The sequence below is a fragment of the Flavobacterium sp. GSP27 genome (genome assembly GCF_003970395.1).
Classification (GTDB): domain Bacteria; phylum Bacteroidota; class Bacteroidia; order Flavobacteriales; family Flavobacteriaceae; genus Flavobacterium.
This window is the reverse complement of sequence record NZ_RYDP01000008.1, coordinates 73,685-87,846: the sequence shown is the minus strand read 5'-3', so window position 1 is coordinate 87,846 and position 14,162 is coordinate 73,685. Positions and strand designations below refer to the sequence as shown.

15 protein-coding genes are annotated in these 14,162 nt (G+C 34.6%); 8 read left to right on the top strand and 7 right to left on the bottom strand.

Annotation, left to right across the window (positions count from 1 at the left end; translation table 11 throughout):
- Positions 1 to 38 precede the first annotated feature (38 nt).
- Positions 39 to 278 (top strand): hypothetical protein, encoded by a 240-nt coding sequence (locus EKM05_RS08920; protein ID WP_126554684.1) that lies wholly within the window; start codon positions 39 to 41, stop codon positions 276 to 278.
- Complete coding sequence (locus EKM05_RS08915; RefSeq protein ID WP_126554682.1) at positions 275 to 946, top strand: ATP-binding cassette domain-containing protein; 672 nt, start codon at positions 275 to 277, stop codon at positions 944 to 946. Before EKM05_RS08920 ends, EKM05_RS08915 begins: the two co-directional genes overlap by 4 nt.
- Here EKM05_RS08915 and EKM05_RS08910 read toward each other — a convergent pair.
- From EKM05_RS08910 to EKM05_RS08885, 6 genes are all read right to left on the bottom strand, one after another.
- Positions 943 to 1,725, bottom strand: a complete 783-nt coding sequence (locus tag EKM05_RS08910; protein WP_126554680.1) for an alpha/beta fold hydrolase — start codon at positions 1,723 to 1,725, stop codon at positions 943 to 945. The two genes, EKM05_RS08915 and EKM05_RS08910, sit on opposite strands and share 4 nt — an antisense overlap.
- Before the next feature lie 348 nt (positions 1,726 to 2,073).
- Complete coding sequence (gene pyk / locus EKM05_RS08905) at positions 2,074 to 3,504, bottom strand: pyruvate kinase (RefSeq protein WP_126452737.1); 1,431 nt, start codon at positions 3,502 to 3,504, stop codon at positions 2,074 to 2,076.
- A gap of 5 nt (positions 3,505 to 3,509) precedes the next feature.
- The gene (locus EKM05_RS08900) at positions 3,510 to 3,998 is read right to left on the bottom strand and encodes an IPExxxVDY family protein (protein WP_126461799.1); all 489 of its coding nucleotides are present in this window, start codon (positions 3,996 to 3,998) and stop codon (positions 3,510 to 3,512) included.
- A 113-nt stretch (positions 3,999 to 4,111) separates the two neighbouring features.
- Positions 4,112 to 4,852 carry a ribonuclease III family protein gene (locus EKM05_RS08895; RefSeq protein WP_126461796.1) on the bottom strand — a complete coding sequence of 247 codons (741 nt, stop codon included), beginning with the start codon at positions 4,850 to 4,852 and terminating at the stop codon, positions 4,112 to 4,114.
- A 6-nt stretch (positions 4,853 to 4,858) separates the two neighbouring features.
- Entirely contained in the window at positions 4,859 to 6,112 is a 1,254-nt protein-coding gene (gene fabF / locus EKM05_RS08890; RefSeq protein ID WP_126554678.1) for a beta-ketoacyl-ACP synthase II, read from the bottom strand.
- A gap of 178 nt (positions 6,113 to 6,290) precedes the next feature.
- On the bottom strand, positions 6,291 to 6,527 hold the full coding sequence (locus EKM05_RS08885) for an acyl carrier protein (protein ID WP_007137004.1): 237 nt from the start codon (positions 6,525 to 6,527) through the stop codon (positions 6,291 to 6,293).
- 176 nt (positions 6,528 to 6,703) lie between these two features.
- Between EKM05_RS08885 and EKM05_RS08880 the strand changes: the two genes are divergently transcribed.
- Complete coding sequence (locus EKM05_RS08880; protein ID WP_126554676.1) at positions 6,704 to 7,279, top strand: phosphoribosylglycinamide formyltransferase; 576 nt, start codon at positions 6,704 to 6,706, stop codon at positions 7,277 to 7,279.
- Positions 7,276 to 7,749: a ribonuclease HI gene (rnhA, locus tag EKM05_RS08875; protein WP_126461787.1), complete on the top strand. Its 474-nt coding sequence runs from the start codon at positions 7,276 to 7,278 to the stop codon at positions 7,747 to 7,749. The genes EKM05_RS08880 and rnhA overlap by 4 nt, the downstream gene beginning before the upstream one ends.
- Before the next feature lie 3 nt (positions 7,750 to 7,752).
- On the opposite strand, the gene EKM05_RS08870 is transcribed toward rnhA, so the two are convergent.
- Positions 7,753 to 8,691: a hydrogen peroxide-inducible genes activator gene (locus EKM05_RS08870; protein WP_126452727.1), complete on the bottom strand. Its 939-nt coding sequence runs from the start codon at positions 8,689 to 8,691 to the stop codon at positions 7,753 to 7,755.
- Positions 8,692 to 8,787: 96 nt separating this feature from the next.
- Between EKM05_RS08870 and EKM05_RS08865 the strand changes: the two genes are divergently transcribed.
- The 4 genes from EKM05_RS08865 (at position 8,788) to EKM05_RS08850 (ending at position 14,009) form a co-directional block, all read left to right on the top strand.
- Complete coding sequence (locus tag EKM05_RS08865; protein ID WP_126554674.1) at positions 8,788 to 10,311, top strand: catalase; 1,524 nt, start codon at positions 8,788 to 8,790, stop codon at positions 10,309 to 10,311.
- A gap of 62 nt (positions 10,312 to 10,373) precedes the next feature.
- A complete protein-coding gene (locus EKM05_RS08860) occupies positions 10,374 to 10,910 on the top strand; it encodes an ankyrin repeat domain-containing protein (RefSeq protein ID WP_126461781.1) in 537 nt (178 codons plus the stop codon).
- A gap of 144 nt (positions 10,911 to 11,054) precedes the next feature.
- A complete protein-coding gene (locus EKM05_RS08855; protein WP_126461778.1) occupies positions 11,055 to 11,978 on the top strand; it encodes a PfkB family carbohydrate kinase in 924 nt (307 codons plus the stop codon).
- Positions 11,979 to 12,110: 132 nt separating this feature from the next.
- Positions 12,111 to 14,009, top strand: a complete 1,899-nt coding sequence (locus EKM05_RS08850; RefSeq protein ID WP_126554672.1) for an amidophosphoribosyltransferase — start codon at positions 12,111 to 12,113, stop codon at positions 14,007 to 14,009.
- The last annotated feature ends 153 nt before the right edge of the window (positions 14,010 to 14,162 follow it).

Sequence of the window (14,162 nt, the reverse complement as noted above, 5' to 3'; positions counted from 1 at the left end):
ATATCTTCGAATTTTACAAAAGCACCTTGACAATTAACATGTCAATAAGCACTTTAGCATGGGTTTTTGGCGGATTTGAAACCTTCAAATACGCCCTTATTATTTTTGGTTTCTTCATTAGCCTTTTGATAAAAGAAGTGAATACTAAAAACGAATATCTGTTTTATTACAACAACGGAATCTCTAAATTGCATCTATTCATTTATGGTTTTCTGATGAATTTTGTTTTTTCGCTAATGCTGATTTTAGTCATTAATGTAGTATTGAAATTCGTATGACTAAAAATATTTTAGAAATAGATAGTATCCAAAAACAATATGAGGGGAAAAGTATAGTTTCTGATGTGTATTTGAGATGTGAAACTGCTGATATTATTGGGGTTTTAGGAAGAAATGGTTCCGGGAAATCGACCTTGTTAAAAATCATTTTCGGAATTGTAACTGCTGATTTTAAATTTGTCCGGGTAGATGGCGTCGTGAAATCAAAAACTAGTGATTTGCTAAACGAAATCAGTTATTTGTCTCAAGATAATTTTATTCCAAATTCATTTTCGATAAAAAAGACTATTCAATTGGCTATTGCCAAAGATAAATTACAGGATTTTTATGCTGACGATATGATTCAATCGATGATAGAGAAAAAAATAAAACATTTATCTGGCGGAGAATTACGGTATTTAGAAATTAAATTAATCCTGAATAATGCATCGAAATTTGCTTTACTAGACGAACCATACAATGGCTTATCACCCATAATGATTGAAAAAATTAATGAATTAATCACTGCAATGTCCAGCACAAAAGGCATTATTATCACGGATCATAATTATGAAAATGTGATAAAAGTCTCCACAAAACTGGCGTTGATGAAAGAAGGAAAAATGTACCATTTAAAAGACAAAAGCGAATTGGTGGAAAAAGGGTATTTGAAACCTGGAATGATTTAGATGCTTTTGAAAAAAGCTAATAATACGTTCAACAATTCGTCTTGGTTTTCAATGTGACTCATGTGTCCGTCCGGAAAAGTCACCAGTTTCATGGCTGTGCCTTCTATCTGTTCTTTGGTTTCTTCGTAATTTAGAACCGGGTCTTTTTCGCCCAGAATCAAAAGTTTTGGAAAAGGTGCTAAATGCAACAACACTTCTCTGTCTTGTCGTATTTTCATTCCTTCCAGTGAGGCAACGATTCCCTGAAGGGGTGTTTTTAAAGCTTCCTTCTTTATGCTTTCAATTACTGATAAAAGGCGCTCTCTGTTGTTTTCACTGAATAAATTTGCAATAGAAAGTGAGATGAAATTGACAAAAGATTGTTTTACTGCTTTTATAGCCCGATCTCTATTTGTTTTTCGTTCCTCGCTGTCGGCTCTTGCGGTCGAGTTTAATAAAACCAATCCTTTTATCGTGTCCGGATACAATTCGGCGAAAGCCAAAGCTACATAACCGCCCATAGAATGCCCTACAAAAATGGCTTTACGGATGCGTAGTTCCGATAAAACAGCGTGCACAGCATCAGCATTATCCTCCATCGTTTGCACGTAACTCAAACATTCCGTTTCGCCATGTCCCAATAAATCAATGGTGATGATGCGGTTTTTTTTAGCAAACTCCGGAATATAAAAATCCCACATGCCTTTATTTTCCAAGAAACCGTGAAGTAAGACAATAGCGGTTCCCTTCCCGGTATCGGAATAGGAGATGTTGGTATTTTTAAAGAGAATTTGTTTCAAGGTTTTTTGTTTAAAGTACTAGATTCAGCTAATTAATGTAACTTTATAAAAAAGACATTTCCGCCCTTTCGTTCAAATGCAACAAATGTTGTTTATTTGCGCCTGACAAAACTTAAAAATAAGGAGCCCCGTAATCCGCGAACAAAGATACATAATCAGTGTACTATTTAGAACTAACTATAAAAAGCAAAATAGCAATTTTAGATCGAGACAAATCTGTCATAACCCAATAAGTAAAGTGCAATTGTAATTTATGTATTGAAAATCAATTCTTTACCGTGTTTTCAACAAAAAATCCGTCTGTTGATTGAACCAGACGGATTTTTAATACATAATGAGAATGTTTTATTATTCTATTTCAGAAACTCTCAGGGTGTTTACCATCCCCTTTTCTTTAATAGGCATTGCTGCTAAATTGATAAGGAAATCTCCTTTTTGTACAAAGCCTTTTTGTTTTACAATTTCATTTATGTCCGTTACGGTATCATCTGTGCTTACATCTTTAGTGTACATGAAAGATTTTACACCCCATAATAAATTAAGCTGAGTAAGGATTCTCTTATTTGAGGTAAACACTAAAATATGTGCATTTGGTCTCCATGCAGAAATTTGAAATGCGGTATACCCACTATTTGTCAAAGTACAAATTGCTTTTGCTTTGATTACATTAGCCATGGAGGCAGCGTGGTGACAAATTGTTTTAGTGATAAATCGTTTTGTTTTTATCTGTGGCGTATTTTGTGGCACTTGGATTAGCGGTGAATCTTCTACAGCTTCAATGATTTGAGTCATTTTTTGAATTACCTGAACCGGATAATTTCCAGTTGCTGTTTCTCCCGAAAGCATTACGGCATCAGCACCATCCATAACGGAGTTAGCAACATCATTTACTTCGGCACGAGTTGGTGTAAGAGACGTAATCATTGTTTCCATCATTTGCGTGGCAACAATAACTGGAATTCTAGCCGTTTTGGCTCTGCGAATAAGTTCTTTTTGAACTAACGGTACTTCATGAGCAGGAAGTTCTACTCCTAAATCTCCTCTGGCAACCATCAGACCATCACAATAAGCAACAATTTTGTCAATGTTTTCTAGTGCTTCCGGCATTTCGATTTTGGCAATAATTGGAATTTTATGTTCTGAATGTTTGGCGATTAATTCTTGTAATTCTTGTAAATCTTGTGGTGTTTTCACGAAAGATAAGGCAATCCAATCTACATTTTGGCCAATGGCAAAAATGGCATCTGCAATATCTTTTTCGGTCATTGCCGGTAGGGATATTTTTGTATTAGGTAAATTTACTCCTTTTTTTGATTTCAATTCGCCACCTTGAATTACTCTTGCTATAACTTCTGATTTTTTATCCGTCTCCACGATTTCGAAAATGAGTTTACCATCATCAAGCAAAATTCTTTCTCCAGGATTTACATCATTTGGAAAGTTTTGATATTTCATGAATACTTTCTTAGCAGTTCCAAGAATATCTTCGGCAGTTGTAAATGTAATTAGATCCCCATCGTGTACGACGACACCTTCCTCCATAACTCCTACTCGAAGTTTTGGCCCTTGTAAATCGCCAAGAATAGCAGTTGTATAACCAAACTCTTCATTTAAACCTCGTATAAGGCTTATTTTTTCTTTTACATCATTGTAGTCCGCATGCGAGAAGTTTACTCGGAACACATTTACACCAGCTTCGATCATGTCTTTTATGATCTCTCTTGTACTGCATGCAGGCCCAAGTGTGGCTACAATTTTAGTTTTTTTGTTTGTAAGCATTTGTATTAAAAAATTAAATTGTTTTTAGATTTTATTTTATTTGTATCTACTATATAAACAGTAGATATGCTGTTTATGGTATTTAATAGGAGCTGCGTTTGGGACACGTTTATGGCATCTTCGTGATGTTCTATTTTTAAAAAATAATCTACTTTTTTGAATTCAGGAAGTAAAAAGACTTTTGTTGAAACTTCCATGGACACGTTAGAAAATAGATTTTGGTTATTTCCTTTATTATACTGGATGACCTCATTTTTATTTTGAATCAAATTCCAAGAAATACCGCTTTCGATGTCTTCATAATAAAATCTGGAAAAACCTGTTTCTCCTTCTTTAATATTAATTTGAATTTCACTTTTACTTTTACTAAGATTCACAGGCAGCATTTGATTAATAAAAAATGCCAAACGATAGTCCTCTAATGAAGTATGAATCGCAATAAGATAGTAATCTATTTCGTCAAATTCGCCCAGATCAAGTTTAAGAATAGCCATTTCATGAAAAAATAAGATGTAAATATAGTATTTCTATCGAAGTATTGACCGTTCAAAAGGTGATGTTTTTGTTAATTTATAAACGAAAACGATATAGTTTTATGTATATTAAATTATTTTCTGTCCATTTTTTCTTGAAATGCAAAATAAGCGCGTTGGGATGCTTTTTCTTCTGCTTTCTTTTTTGATGTGGCTCTTGCTTTAGCAATCACTTTATTGTCAATGCTAAGTTTTACACCAAACAGACGTTGCCCGTCAATGGCATTGTCCTCAAAAATATCATAATGAAATATTTTTTTTTCTTTTTGACACCATTCTATCACCAGACTTTTGTAGCTGATTACTTTTCCTTCGAGTCTTGCAATATCTACATAAGGCACTACTACTCTTTTTTGAATGAATTTTTCGCAATATACATAACCTCGGTCTAAGTAAATCGCTCCCACCAATGACTCAAAAATATTACCATGGATGTTCTCGCCAAAATGCTGAAGTGGCACTTTGCTTTCTATGTATTGCACTAAATTTAAGTCTTTCCCTAATTCGTTCAAATGCTCCCTACTCACAATTTTAGAACGCATTTTAGTCAAATATCCTTCGTCCCCAGCGGGTGCTTTATTGAATAGATGAGCCGCAATAACGGAGCTTAACATTGCGTCTCCCAAGAATTCTAACCGTTCGTAATTGATTGGATTTCCTAAAATATCAAGGCGATTAGAGGAACGATGGGTGAATGCTTTTTTATAAAAATCAAGATTTAAAGGGGCAAATCCTAAAATTTTCTGAATAGAATCAAAAAAAATCCCGTCTTCTGGAGAACGGGATTTTGAAAATATTTTTCTAATTATACGCATTTATAATTAGATTTCTATTTTTTTTACTAGTACACAAGCATTGTGACCTCCAAAACCGAAAGTATTACTCATCACTACATTCATTTCTCTTTTCTGAGCTTTGTTGAACGTAAAATTTAGTTTAGCGTCGATATTTTCATCATCTGTGAAATGATTTATTGTTGGTGGCACTAGTCCATGTTTTAAGGAAAGTATCGAAGAAATTGTTTCTACTGCTCCGGCTGCACCAAGTAAATGGCCTGTCATAGATTTAGTCGAATTTAAATTCATCGTGTAAGCATGTTCCCCAAAAACATGAAGTATTGCTTTAGATTCTGCCATGTCACCAAGTGGCGTAGAGGTTCCGTGCATATTCACACCATCTACATCAGTTGCTTGTAAACCGGCATCTCTCAAACAGTTTAACATTACATTTTTAGCGCCTAATCCTTCAGGATGCGGTGCCGTAATATGGTAGGCATCAGCTGACATTCCGCCACCGCCAATTTCGCAGTAAATATTTGCTCCACGAGCAATAGCGTGTTCGTATTCTTCTAGGACTAATGCGCCAGCTCCTTCGCCTAAGATAAAACCATCTCGATCTTTATCCATTGGTCTTGAAGCGGTTTTAGGATCGTCATTTCTGGTAGATAAAGCATGCATGGCATTAAAGCCTCCCATTCCTGCTATTGTCACCGCAGCTTCAGAGCCTCCGGTTATCATAGCATCAGCATGACCTAATCTTATATAGTTGAAAGCATCAATAATAGCATTTGTAGAAGAAGCACAAGCAGAAACAGTGGTAAAATTTGGACCTCTGAATCCGTATTTTATAGAGATATGTCCTCCTGCGATATCCGAAATCATTTTTGGAATAAAGAAAGGATTAAATTTAGGAGTACCATCACCTGCAGCAAAGTTCAACATTTCAATTTGAAAAGTTTCTAATCCTCCAATTCCAGAGCCCCAGATAACACCTACTCTGTCTTTGTCTAATTTTTCAAAATTGAAACCGGCATCTACAACCGCTTCATCAGAGGCAACCATAGCATACTGCGCATAGCGATCCATTTTTCTGGCTTCTTTTCTGTCTAAGAAATCTTCAGCATTAAAATTTTTCAATTCGCACGCAAATTGAGTTTTAAATTTTGAAGCATCAAAATAAGTTATTGGTGCTGCTCCACTAACGCCATTAATAAGTCCATTCCAATATTCTTGAATGTTATTTCCAATAGGAGTAAGAGCACCTAAACCTGTTACAACAACTCGTCTTAATACCATAAATTCTTTATTTTTTGTTATCTTTAAACAAATAAAACCCATGCTTTCTTTACTGTATTTTTACAAAAAGAGCCATGGGTATTACAATAAATATCTTTTTGATTGAAATCCAATCTCGAATTTAATTTCAAAATAATAATAACACCCGCTTACAAGATTGTAAACGGGTGCGTATTTATTATTTTTTTGCTTCCTCGATGTAAGAGATTGCTTGACCTACAGTAGCGATGTTTTCTGCTTGATCATCTGGAATTTGAATGTCAAATTCTTTTTCGAATTCCATAATAAGCTCAACAGTGTCTAATGAGTCAGCTCCTAAATCATTAGTGAAGCTTGCTTCTGTTACAACTTCGTTTTCGTCAACACCTAATTTGTCTACGATAATCGCTTTTACTCTTGATGCAATGTCTGACATAATCTTTAATTTTAGAATTTAATTTGTTGGCAAAAATAAAAAACTTTATTTGAAAACAACTATTTAGTTAATAAATGTGACAACTAAATTATGAAATTTATTTTAACAAAGCTGCCACAATGTTATTTATTTTCATTTTTTATCCCTTTTTTTGCATCATTAAAACAAGCTAGGTTATGAAAAAAATTGTCGTTTTTGCTTCTGGATCGGGTACTAATGCTGAAAACATCATAAAGTATTTTGCAAAATCTAAACTTGCAACGGTTCAAGCAGTCTTTGCAAACAGCTCCATCGCCAAGGTGCTTGACAAAGCAAAAAACCATGGTGTTGCAACGAATATTTTTACTAAAGAACAATTTATTGAAGGGGAAGTATTACATAAAATAAATACAATTCAGCCTGATCTGATTGTTTTGGCTGGTTTTTTATTGAAATTCCCTGAAAATATCATCACATCCTATCCGGATAAGATCATAAACATACATCCTGCCTTGTTGCCAAAATATGGTGGTAAAGGAATGTACGGGATGAATATTCACCGAGCCATTGTAGAAAATAATGAAAAAGAAACCGGAATTACCATTCATTATGTTAATGAAAATTATGACGAAGGAAATATTCTTTTTCAAAAAAAAATAATTTTATCAGGGCACGAAACTCCAGAAGAAGTTGCCCAAAAAATTCATGAATTGGAACAAAAGTATTTTCCGGAAGTGATTGAAAGATTATTAACTCATAATTTTGAATTTTGAATTCTCACGACGTACACATATACACAGACGGTGCTGCTAAAGGCAATCCAGGTAACGGTGGCTATGGCGTTGTTATGGAATGGGTAGGAAAACCTTATAAAAAGGAATTCTATGAAGGTTTTCGTCGAACCACTAATAACAGAATGGAGTTGTTGGCAGTAATTGTAGGTCTAGAAAAGCTAAAAAATCCTAATACTACCGTTTTGGTGATTTCGGATTCTAAATATGTGGTGGATTCAGTAGTAAAAAAATGGGTTTTGGGTTGGGAAAAAAAAGGTTTTGCAGACCGGAAAAATGCTGATTTGTGGAAACGATTTTTAATTGTATATAGAAAACACAAAGTAGATTTTAAGTGGATCAAAGGCCACAACAATCATGTCCAAAACGAAAGATGTGATGCCTTAGCTGTTATGGCTTCAATGCAAAAACAACTTTCTATAGATGCTTTTTACGAAAGTACTTGTGAGTGATTATTATATTTGAGTAATTGCTAATTCGCTTTTTTTATATTTATTTGAAATCAAATCTTTGTTTATTGTGCTGTGAATGATTTTGGCTAGCGCTTCAATGGTTCTGATTTTTGCATAAGGACGGTGGTAAATAATACTCATTTCACGAACCGGAATAGGAGCGTTAAAAAAACTGACTTGTTTTTTTCTTTCGGTAGAAAGGGTGTTGTAATATAATTCGGGAATCAAAGTTAATCCGCCAAATTCGTCAATCATATTCAATAAAGTATCAAAAGAACTTGCTTCAAGTTTTAAATTTTCAACCATTTTTTCTTTTTTCTTTAAAGAACATAATTTAATAAATTGTTCTCTAAGGCAATGACCTTCTTCCAAAAGCCAGATTTTATGATTTCTAATTTCATCGGGTAAAATATAGTTCTGTACCGGGTCAATGTCGCCATACACCATTAAAGTTTCATAAAATAACACGATATCTTCAATTTCAGTGTCATGTAAAGGTGTCGCAACAATTCCCATGTCAAGTTGCCCTTCTTTCAGCTGTTTTGTAATGGAGTTGGTTGTTTGTTCTGAAATTTCTAGTTTTAAGTCAGGAAAGTTTTCTAAAATAGGTTTTAAAATTTTTGGAAGTAAAGAGTTTGCTATTGTCGGGATGATTCCAATTCTAATTTTTCCTTCAATTTTTCCAATACTCTTTTTGGCGTTGTCTTTTAAAAGCTGGCTATGAAGAACTACTTTTTTTGCATTTTCAATAGTTTCTATTCCAATTTCGGTTGTTTCAGTTGGATTTTTCTTTCGGTCAAAAATCACTATTCCAAGCTCTTGCTCTAATTTCTTGACCATTGCGCTCAATGTTGCTTGAGTTACATTGCAATACTCTGCGGCCTTAGTGAAATTTTTTAAGCGATCTACTGCAATTATATATTCTAATTGTTGGATATTCATATATAGATATTGTCTATAACAAAGATATAAAATTTCAGTTATGTCAATATGATTTTTGTCGATATTTTTGCATGAATTAAATAAAAAAATAATCTTATGAAACAAAAAGCATTAGTCTTATCAATAGCGATATTGATAACTCAGCTAACATTAGGTCAAACGTTGACAACAAATTCCGGAGCTCCAGTAGGAGACAATCAAAATTCAAAAACAATTGGACAAGATGGACAAGTCCTGCTTGAAGACATTCATTTGATTGAAAAACTAGCTGCATTTGACCGCGAACGCATCCCGGAAAGAGTGGTTCATGCTCGCGGAACTGGTGCATTTGGAGAATTTGTTGCTGCCTCTGATTTTTCGGATGTTACGATGGCAGATTTCTTAAATAAAGCGGGTAAAAAAACACCATTATTGGTTCGGTTCTCAATGGTAATACATCAGGCAGGCTCCCCGGAAACATACCGTGATCCTCGAGGTTTTGCAGTTAAATTTTATACTGAACAAGGAAATTATGATTTAGTAGGAAACAATTTGCCTGTTTTCTTTATCCGTGACGCAATGAAGTTTCCAGACATGGTTCATGCCTTTAAACCGTCCCCAATAACAAATGGCGCATCAGATCCGAACAGAGCATTCGATTTCTTTTCCAATGTACCAGAATCAACGCACATGTTTACTTGGGTATTTTCTGACTATGGAATCCCTGCTAATTTTCGCCAAATGGAAGGAAATGGAGTACATGCTTACAAATGGGTAAATGCGAAAGGCGAAGTAACCTACGTAAAATACAAATGGGTTCCGCAACAAGAAGTACGTAATTTATCGCAAGCCGAAGCTAATGCAATTCAATCCACACAAATTGAGCATGCTACTTTGGATTTGCGCAATGAAATTGAAAAAGGAAATTTTCCAAAATGGGATTTGTATGTTCAAATGTTGAAGAAAGAAGATTTTTTGGCTTTGGATTTTAATGCTGTTGATCCTACTAAAATTTGGCCTGAAAAAATTGCTAAACTGATAAAAGTAGGAACGATGACTTTGAATCAAAATCCATCAAATTATTTTCAACAAATAGAGCAAGCCGCTTTTTCGCCAGCAATTTTAGTTCCAGGTATTGAGCCTTCAGAAGATAAATTATTACAAGGGAGATTGTTCTCATATACTGATACACAACGCCATCGTTTAGGAGGGAATTTTCAACAAATTCCAGTAAACATGCCTAAAAACGGAGTGAACACCTACAATGAAAATGGGTATATGTCGTTGCGCCCTCAAACTGGTGATGTAAATTATCAGCCTTCAACAAATAAACCGGAGGTAAAGGATGATGCAAAATTCAAGTATTCAAAATCAGAATTTGCAAACGTAACTACTGCACAGTCAAAAATTTCGAAACCAAATGATTTTACACAAGCGGGAGATTTGTACCGTTCTTTTTCTAAGAAAGATCAAGATGCATTAATTTTTAATTTATCAGGTGCTTTAAAACAAGTAAAAAACAAAGTAATTGTTGCTAAGATGATTGCTCATTTTTATCAAGCGGATAGAGAATACGGAATGCGTTTAGCAAAAGAGCTTAAAATGGATCGTAAAGAATTAGAATCTTTAATGATGCAATAATTGTAAGGAAACTTAATAAAGGAGCGTTTGTAGCGCTCCTTTACTATTTAAATTTTAAAAAAATGAAAAAAATAATTTTCACCTTATTGATTTTAATTTCTGGTTTTTTGAATGCGCAAAACAGAGATGTTTTTGAGGCGGCAAGGACCAATGATCTAAAAACGATTGAAAAATTTGTACAGGAAGGGAATGATATAAATTTATTAAATTCCTCTGGTTATAGTTTGCTTATTCTGTCGGTTTACAATAATAATTATGAGGTTGCAACGTATTTGATTTCGCAAAAAGCAAATTTAGATATTCAGGATTCCTCCGGCAATTCCGCTTTGATGGGTGCGTGCTTTAAAGGGTATTCTTCCTTAGCAGAATTGTTATTGGCACACAAAGCAAGTCCAGACATAATAAATTACAATAAGGCAAATGCGTTATTTTTTGCTGCCACTTTTGGTCAGGAAAAATGTGTGGAAATTTTGTTGAACTATAAAATTAATACGCATCAAACAGACATTTTTGGAAAAACAGCTTTGGATTATGCGGTGAACCAAGAAAATGAGGCTATTATTGACTTATTAAATAAAAATATTTTGGTTAAATCATAAATTCAAATAAGGATAACAACTCTAATAATTATGGCGTAAATTAGTCTAAAACTACCTCTTAATTTGGCAAAATTTTACACCTCAGACTCTTTGCAACTTCACAAGTTATACCCTATCTTTGCGCCTTAATTTGAAACTACATAAATGAATAAATTATTGATTGTTGGAAGCGTTGCTTTTGATGCTATAGAAACGCCTTTTGGCAAAACGGATAAAATTTTAGGTGGAGCTGCACCTTATATAGGACTTTCGGCTTCTTTTTTTAATTTACAATCTGCCATAGTTTCTGTCGTTGGCGATGATTTTCCACAAGAATATTTAGATTTATTGACAGCAAGAAACATTGATATTTCTGGACTTGAAGTAGTAAAAGGTGGAAAAACGTTTTTTTGGAGCGGTCTTTACCATAACGATTTGAATTCAAGAGATACATTAGCAACGGAACTTAATGTTTTGGGTGATTTTCAACCGAAAGTCCCTCAGAATTTTAAAAATGCCGATATAGTAATGTTAGGAAATTTACATCCATTAGTACAAAGTAGCGTAATTGACCAAATGGAAACTAAACCAAAATTAGTGGTGCTCGACACTATGAATTTTTGGATGGATTGTGCTTTGCCTGAATTATTGGATGTGATGAAACGTGTTGATGTGATTACAATCAATGACGAAGAAGCAAGACAACTTTCGGGAGAATATTCTTTAGTGAAAGCGGCCGCTAAGATCCATAATATGGGGCCTAAATATGTAGTAATTAAAAAAGGTGAACACGGAGCACTTTTGTTTCACAATAAAGAAGTTTTCTTTGCGCCAGCACTGCCATTAGAAGAAGTTTTTGATCCAACAGGAGCAGGAGATACTTTTGCAGGAGGTTTTGCAGGATATTTAACACAGAGTGAAAACATCTCTTTTGAGAATATGAAAAATGCGGTTATATACGGTTCTAATTTAGCCTCATTTAGTGTGGAGAAATTTGGAACGGAACGGATGGTTAATTTAGATAAAGAGGAAGTTGTGTCCAGATTAAAACAATTTAAATCATTGACACAGTTTGACATAGAATTATAATACATGGAAACCTCGGAAACGGGGTTTTTTTGTTAAAAAAATATAAGAGATACCAAACTGGTTTGATTATTGCCCACATATAAATCAGTCCAATTCATTTTTTAGAATAACACAACAACAAACAACAACACAATGAGCGACGCTTTACAACACGAATGTGGAATAGCACTAGTTAGACTACTCAAACCGCTTGAATTTTACAAAGAGAAATACGGAACGGCTTTTTACGGAATACAAAAAATGTATCTCCTTATGGAAAAGCAGCACAATCGCGGGCAAGACGGAGCAGGTTTTGCAAGTATTAAAATGGATGTTGAACCTGGTGAGCGATACATAAGTCGCGTGCGATCAAACCATTCGCAGCCTATTCAAGATGTATTTAAACAAATAAATGAAAGAATAAATGAAGAGATGGCAGCTCATCCTGAATATGCGGATGATGTAGCGCTTCAAAAAGAGAATATTCCTTACCTAGGCGAATTGTTTTTGGGTCATGTGCGTTATGGAACTTTTGGAAAAAATAGTATCGAAAGCGTTCATCCATTTCTGCGTCAAAGCAATTGGATGCATCGAAATCTGATATTGGCCGGGAATTTCAATATGACCAATGTGAAAGAACTTTTTCAAAATTTGGTAGAATTGGGTCAGCATCCAAAAGAAATGGCAGATACGGTTACGGTTATGGAAAAAATCGGACATTTTCTGGACAAAGAAGTGATGCAGTTGTATCAGGATTGTAAAGAAGAAGGTTTGTCTAAAAGAGAAGCTTCTCCTGTAATTGCCGAACGCTTGGATATTGCTAAAATTTTGAGACGTTCTTCTAAAAATTTAGATGGAGGATATGCTATGGCTGGACTTTTAGGTCACGGTGATTCATTTGTCTTTAGAGATCCTGCCGGGATACGTCCAGCTTATTTTTATCAAGATGACGAAGTAGTTGTTGTTGCTTCTGAAAGACCGGTTATACAAACCGTTTTCAATGTGCCTTTCGAAAAAGTTCAAGAAATAGAACCTGGAACTGCATTAATAATTAAGAAAAACGGTACGGTTTCCATGGAAGAGATTCTTCCTCCAACAGTAAAAAAAGCCTGTTCTTTTGAACGAATTTATTTCTCAAGAGGAAGTGATGCTGAAATATATCAGGAAAGAAAAACATTAGGAAGATTGATACTTCCGGCGGTGTTAAAATCAATTGATCAAGACACAGACAATACGGTTTTCTCTTATATTCCAAATACTGCCGAGACGTCTTTCTACGGATTGGTGGAAGCAGCTCAAGATTTTCTGAATCAAAGAAAGAACAATTATATTTTTCAAAATAGAAATACCTTAACTAAGGAATCATTACAAGAACTCCTTTCTGTCAAAATTCGTACGGAGAAAGTAGCGATTAAAGACGCAAAACTTAGAACGTTTATTACAGAGGACAGCAGCCGTGATGATTTGGTTGCCCATGTGTATGATGTTACGTACGGCGTCATAAAGCCAACGGATAATTTAGTAATTATCGATGATAGTATTGTTCGAGGTACAACCCTGAAAATGAGTATCATCAAAATGATGGATCGTTTGAATCCAAAAAGAATTGTCGTCGTATCCTCTGCACCGCAAATACGGTATCCGGATTGTTACGGTATTGATATGGCAAAACTAGAAGGATTAGTAGCTTTTAAAGCCGCTTTAGAATTGCTAAAAGAAAGAAACATGTATCATATTGTTGATGAGGTATATGTGAAATGTAAAGCACAGGAAAACTTCAATGACACCGAAGTTATCAATTATGTAACAGCAATATATGCGCCTTTTCAACCGCAAGAGGTTTCGGATAAAATTGCACAAATGTTAAGCTCACCGGAGATAAAGGCCGAGGTAAAAATCATTTTCCAAACGGTAGAAGATTTGCATATTGCCTGTCCTAAAAATTTAGGGGATTGGTATTTTACGGGTGATTATCCAACGCCAGGAGGGAATAGAGTCGTTAATAGGGCTTTTATGAATTTTTATGAGGGGAAAGATGCTAGAGCATACTAATAATTGGTGCTGATAAGGTTTTAATCGGTTTTCCATGTTATTCATCTAATTTATTTGTAAGGGTAGTAACAACTAGTATAAATTTGAATCACCATAACATTAGTAGGTTAAGGTTATGGTAAATTTGGGGCAAAAAAGGTGGAAGAGATTCCA

What these genes read in the sequence shown, in the direction of transcription:
- EKM05_RS08895 (WP_126461796.1), bottom strand. Translation starts at nt 4,852, where the DNA reads ATGCGTATAATTAGAAAAATATTTTCAAAATCCCGTTCTCCAGAAGAC.
- EKM05_RS08855 (WP_126461778.1), top strand. Translation starts at nt 11,055, where the DNA reads ATGAATAAATTATTGATTGTTGGAAGCGTTGCTTTTGATGCTATAGAA.
- EKM05_RS08860 (WP_126461781.1), top strand. Translation starts at nt 10,374, where the DNA reads ATGAAAAAAATAATTTTCACCTTATTGATTTTAATTTCTGGTTTTTTG.
- pyk (WP_126452737.1), bottom strand. Translation starts at nt 3,504, where the DNA reads ATGCTTACAAACAAAAAAACTAAAATTGTAGCCACACTTGGGCCTGCA.
- EKM05_RS08870 (WP_126452727.1), bottom strand. Translation starts at nt 8,691, where the DNA reads ATGAATATCCAACAATTAGAATATATAATTGCAGTAGATCGCTTAAAA.
- EKM05_RS08850 (WP_126554672.1), top strand. Translation starts at nt 12,111, where the DNA reads ATGAGCGACGCTTTACAACACGAATGTGGAATAGCACTAGTTAGACTA.
- EKM05_RS08865 (WP_126554674.1), top strand. Translation starts at nt 8,788, where the DNA reads ATGAAACAAAAAGCATTAGTCTTATCAATAGCGATATTGATAACTCAG.
- EKM05_RS08885 (WP_007137004.1), bottom strand. Translation starts at nt 6,527, where the DNA reads ATGTCAGACATTGCATCAAGAGTAAAAGCGATTATCGTAGACAAATTA.
- EKM05_RS08915 (WP_126554682.1), top strand. Translation starts at nt 275, where the DNA reads ATGACTAAAAATATTTTAGAAATAGATAGTATCCAAAAACAATATGAG.
- EKM05_RS08880 (WP_126554676.1), top strand. Translation starts at nt 6,704, where the DNA reads ATGAAAAAAATTGTCGTTTTTGCTTCTGGATCGGGTACTAATGCTGAA.
- EKM05_RS08900 (WP_126461799.1), bottom strand. Translation starts at nt 3,998, where the DNA reads ATGGCTATTCTTAAACTTGATCTGGGCGAATTTGACGAAATAGATTAC.
- EKM05_RS08920 (WP_126554684.1), top strand. Translation starts at nt 39, where the DNA reads ATGTCAATAAGCACTTTAGCATGGGTTTTTGGCGGATTTGAAACCTTC.
- fabF (WP_126554678.1), bottom strand. Translation starts at nt 6,112, where the DNA reads ATGGTATTAAGACGAGTTGTTGTAACAGGTTTAGGTGCTCTTACTCCT.